The organism is Dehalococcoidales bacterium, from assembly GCA_030698765.1.
Classification (GTDB): domain Bacteria; phylum Chloroflexota; class Dehalococcoidia; order Dehalococcoidales; family UBA2162; genus JAUYMF01.
The window spans coordinates 1-3,406 of sequence record JAUYMF010000018.1 but is presented as its reverse complement, the minus strand read 5'-3'; the positions used below and the strand labels follow the sequence as shown (position 1 = coordinate 3,406).

The 3,406-nt window shown below is 54.8% G+C and carries 5 protein-coding genes; 3 read left to right on the top strand and 2 right to left on the bottom strand.

The genetic code is table 11. The features are described 5' to 3' along the window. Window positions 1–125: 125 nt before the first annotated feature. Both Q8Q07_00650 and Q8Q07_00645 read right to left on the bottom strand, forming a co-directional pair. Window positions 126–1,121, bottom strand: coding sequence for a nicotinate phosphoribosyltransferase (locus tag Q8Q07_00650; GenBank protein MDP3878802.1), 996 nt, complete (start codon window positions 1,119–1,121; stop codon window positions 126–128). After that, a complete protein-coding gene (locus tag Q8Q07_00645; GenBank protein MDP3878801.1) occupies window positions 1,121–1,654 on the bottom strand; it encodes an isochorismatase family cysteine hydrolase in 534 nt (177 codons plus the stop codon). Before Q8Q07_00645 ends, Q8Q07_00650 begins: the two co-directional genes overlap by 1 nt. A gap of 238 nt (window positions 1,655–1,892) precedes the next feature. Between Q8Q07_00645 and rnc the strand changes: the two genes are divergently transcribed. The 3 genes from rnc (at window position 1,893) to Q8Q07_00630 (ending at window position 3,248) form a co-directional block, all read left to right on the top strand. Then, window positions 1,893–2,594: a ribonuclease III gene (rnc, locus tag Q8Q07_00640; GenBank protein ID MDP3878800.1), complete on the top strand. Its 702-nt coding sequence runs from the start codon at window positions 1,893–1,895 to the stop codon at window positions 2,592–2,594. A 62-nt stretch (window positions 2,595–2,656) separates the two neighbouring features. Continuing rightward, window positions 2,657–2,809, top strand: a complete 153-nt coding sequence (locus Q8Q07_00635; protein MDP3878799.1) for a hypothetical protein — start codon at window positions 2,657–2,659, stop codon at window positions 2,807–2,809. A gap of 154 nt (window positions 2,810–2,963) precedes the next feature. Next, window positions 2,964–3,248, top strand: a complete 285-nt coding sequence (locus tag Q8Q07_00630; protein ID MDP3878798.1) for an acylphosphatase — start codon at window positions 2,964–2,966, stop codon at window positions 3,246–3,248. Window positions 3,249–3,406 lie beyond the last annotated feature (158 nt).

The following is a 3,406-nucleotide window of genomic DNA, read 5'->3' as shown; positions in this document are numbered from 1 at the left end:
AGCCCCTTTTAAACTATTTTATACTTTGTGCGATATTTGATTCTGCTTGCCTTTGGCGTTGAGTTGTCTTTGACAAAGTCCCAGGAACTGAGAAGCGGTTCTGGCCGGAACTGCTAAGGAACTCATTACATGATGCGCTTGAGCCTGGGGTTGTGAGTGATGCCGGGGATTCGTCCCCTCTTGGCAACCGGCTTGCCTTCCACCTCATGAGGGTCGGCGGTGAAGTCAATCGGCCGGGCTCCACTGATATAGCTGCCGACACCAAAGCCATCAACCGGAGCCCCACTTTCGATAAAATAGGTGATCCGTTCCGGGTCGAGACCGCCGCTGACGAAGATTCTGACGTGTTTGAATCCGGCCATGTCCAGTCTGGCTCTCACCTCTTTGACCAGGTCGGCGGTGACGCGGCCCCTTTCCGCGGGAGTATCCAGCCGGATGCTGTTAAGCTTCTCTCCCAGCGCCTCAGCTACGCGCAGGCTTTCCTCGGCTTCATCCTTGAAGGTATCGACCAGCGATACCCGGAGCACTTCCGGTGGCATGTGTTTGTCAAAGGCGAGGGTTGCCCGGACGGTATCTCCCATAATGATTATCAGGGAGTGGGGCATTGTCCCCGATGGTCTGATACCTGCCAGCCTGGCGCCGGCGATGCTGGAGCAGCCGCTACAACCCCCGATAATGGCTGAGTAGTCCATTATTCCGGCTACCGAAGGATGAACGTGGCGGGCGCCGAAACTGATAACAGGTATCCCTCCGGCCGCGGTCACGCATTCCCGGGCGGCGGTTGCCCAGCCGCTGGAGTGGGACAGGTAGCCATCTATCGCCGTTTCGTACAAGCCGTAGCTCCGGTAGGGGGCGGTAATACGCAGTACCACTTCTCTCTGTGCCATGGTCTCCCCTTCGTCCAGCGCCCAGACCTCGTGTTTACCTTCAGGCAGTACCCGGGCCAGTAGAGCCTTGACCTCCTCCATGCCGCTGAGCACTCCGGCCCGGCTGGTGAATACTTCCATGGTTACTACCGGATCGAGCCCTTCACGGCGCAGGACTTCCATGGTATGAGCGAAGTAAATATCGGCCGTCTCTCCGGAAAGAACAGCTTCAGCGGGTTCGAATCGAGGAGTCATTACCGCTTTCCTCCTGTACCGGTCAATTTTGCTCCCAGTACCTTCTCCATGTGGTCGAGGGCGAAGCGGTGTGCCGCCTCGTCGGGTGAAGCTACGCAGTCCACCGGCACCTCCACCTGGTAATCGCGGTTGCGGGCATCGGCGGTGGTGTGCAGGACGCAGATATTGGTCAGTACGCCGCAGATAATCAGTTTCTCCGGTTTCAGTTGCTTGAGCTTCTCTTCCAGGGAGGTACCGAAAAAACCGCTGTAGCGCTTTTTGGGTATTATCTCGCCGGGATAGGCGGCTAATTCAGGGATGACTTCGGCTTCAATGGTGCCCTCGATGCAGTGAGGAGGGAACATATTGAACTCAAGGTCATCAGGGTCATGGTGGTCGCAGATAAAGAATATCTTGGAACCTTGCGTCAGCTCCCGCTCCAGCAGACGCTGGATATTTGGGATGATGCGGCGCGCTCCCTCGCCACAGTACAGGGGATAACCTTCTTCCAGGAAACCCCTGAGCATATCAGTTACGATGACCGCGTTAGCCATTACTCTACCCCTTTATCGTCTACAGAATCGATATCCGATGACGGTTAACCTTCTCTCTCCTTCAGCCGCGGCGCGTATATGACACTTGTCGTTTCTTGAGGCAGCTTGCCGGAGGATACAGGGGTATTATAATACAACTTAAGTTCCGAGTCACTCACCTCTGTCTTCAGGGCATTATTTGACACGGCAGGCGTGAGTGGCTATGCTGAATTTAGTTATTACTGAGAGGAGTCCGGCTTTGGCTGATTTGTCAATTTTCCAGCAGGCGCTGGGCATCTCCTTTGATGAGGTGGGCTTGCTGGAGCAGGCCCTGGTTCACAGCTCTTACTTTAATGAGAACCCCGGCTTTGTGCGGGCTTCTAATGAGAGACTGGAATTTCTGGGGGATGCCGTTTTGGGTCTGGTTGTTGCTGAAAGGCTGTATTGTGACTTCCCCGACTATACTGAAGGAGAGATGACCAGGCTTCGCGCCGCTCTGGTCCGGCGGGAAACACTGTCCCGTATAGCGAAATCAATTAGCCTCGGTGACTACCTTTACCTGGGGAAGGGTGAGGAGGCAAGCGGCGGCCGGTCAAAGCCGGCTAATCTGGCCGCCGGACTGGAAGCGGTAATCGGCGCTATCTTTCTTGACCAGGGGCCAGCCGTCACCGGGGGCTTTATCCTGAGATTACTTGATCCCGAGCTGCAAAAGGCGGTTGGTCAGGCTGCCGGAGTTGACTATAAATCAGAGCTTCAAGAGCTGACCCAGGCCGGGAAACAGACGGCGCCCACCTACCATGTAGTTGCAACGGCAGGGCCGGACCATGACAGGTGGTTCACCGTTGAGGTGAGACTGGGGGAAACGGTGTTGGGCAGTGGCTCAGGTAAGAGCAAGAAAGCGGCAGAGGCAGAAGCTGCCCGCCTGGCCTTGGAACATCTCTCCGCCGACTTTACACAGTAGTCCCTCTTTGTTAAACTTCAATTGACAGTACCGGTCATCCGACATTCTGTAGAGGTGTTATTATGGGGAAAAGAGATTACCGACAGCGAGAATCAAAGAAACCGAAAAAGGATGCCAGGAAGATTCCGACGACCAATGTCCTGCAACCTCCGACTACCGTGGAAGTAGTCAAGAAAGGGAAGAAGGAACGGGAAGAAGATGACCAGGGCAGATAGCCGCTTTCCGGAGTGAAGTTTGCCCGCGGGATGAGGATGGTTCAGCACTTACCTCCGGAGCGACATCCGGCGTTGCCTGACGGGATTGTTAACAACGAATCTTCCTTACGGGCAAGGTTTATTCGGGCAAGGTTTATTCCGGGATAGGTTTACGATGGCTGAATTAGCCTCGGTCAGGGTGATAGTGTACGGTCGTGTTCAGGGCGTCTACTTCCGTGCCTTCGTCTCCAGTCATGCCGAGGAGCTGGGCATCACCGGTTACGTGTGTAACTTGCCTGATGGCAAAGCGGTTGAGGTCCAGGCTGAGGGAGAGAGAGGGCGACTGGAAGAGTTGATCGGTTACCTTAAAGTCGGGCCGCCCGGAGCCAGCGTGGAAAGAGTTACCGCCGACTGGTCAGAATATGGCGGCGGGTATTCACGGTTTAGTATTAAGTATTAGCGGTATCCTTTCTGTCAGGAGATCACTTGCCTATAATGGGAACTCAGCTTTCGAACCCCTTTTTGGCTTCACTGATTAAATCGAGGTAGTCCGGCTTGATGTCCAGTATCTCTGAAGCTTCGGAATCCACTTCGTAAGGTTCACCAATGAAAATCTTG